The organism is Marseilla massiliensis (genome assembly GCF_016899955.1).
GTDB classification, from domain to species: Bacteria; Bacteroidota; Bacteroidia; order Bacteroidales; family Bacteroidaceae; genus Prevotella; species Prevotella intestinigallinarum.
Genome location: NZ_JACJJL010000092.1, coordinates 1 through 707, shown reverse-complemented (window position 1 = coordinate 707; position 707 = coordinate 1). Strand labels below are relative to the sequence as shown.

The following is a 707-nucleotide window of genomic DNA, read 5'->3' as shown; positions in this document are numbered from 1 at the left end:
ACCTTAAAAATGCTTGTAAAAGACTATATTTCAATTATTTCAAAGACCAATTCCCATTTTTAACGGGACAGTAGTGATGGAATATATAACCCCACATCAACCTATGGATTTCTCTCATCCTAAAGGACCTTGTGGAATTCAATATAGCCATCCAAATGACGCAGTAGCATCAGATTCACCTTGGTGGATGCCAAATGGCGGAACTGCCTATGGAAAGATAAATAATATAAACTACTTCTATGGAGGTGATATTATCGGGGGCGAAGGACAAATAGAAAATACAGGTGCAACTGGTAATATGGGTGGACATAAGGTTACTGATAATGATGAGTTTATACGGTAATGAGTAACAATATATCCTTCTTGTTCAGAATAATGAACAAGAAGGATATATCTAAAATGAACGCAATGAAACTATATATAAAGATTTTTGTTTATATTGTAATTATTAACTTTATTCTATTTGTCCTCTTAATATTTTTTCTATGAGCGATGAGGGTGGAAATTTAGTTGCTACTTTATGCTATAAAATTTTAAGATATATATGCAGTTTCCCTCTGATAATGTTCAATAGAGATTGGCCCTACTATTTAGATGATAAATCGCTTCCGAACGATTTTGCATTCTTAGTTAACGTGAATTCGACGAATTCAAAACAAAGCAAGCTGTGTGTCAAATGTACGTTGTACATTGATACACGGCTTTTT

General features: G+C 33.4%; 1 protein-coding gene. It reads left to right on the top strand.

The features are described 5' to 3' along the window. The first annotated feature begins 76 nt into the window (after positions 1–76). Positions 77–343, top strand: a complete 267-nt coding sequence (locus tag H6B30_RS16040) for a hypothetical protein (RefSeq protein ID WP_205112246.1) — start codon at positions 77–79, stop codon at positions 341–343. Positions 344–707: the final 364 nt, after the last annotated feature.

Bases quoted from the DNA above. Each gene is read 5' to 3' on its own strand.
- H6B30_RS16040 (WP_205112246.1), top strand. From the start codon at position 77: ATGGAATATATAACCCCACATCAACCTATGGATTTCTCTCATCCTAAA.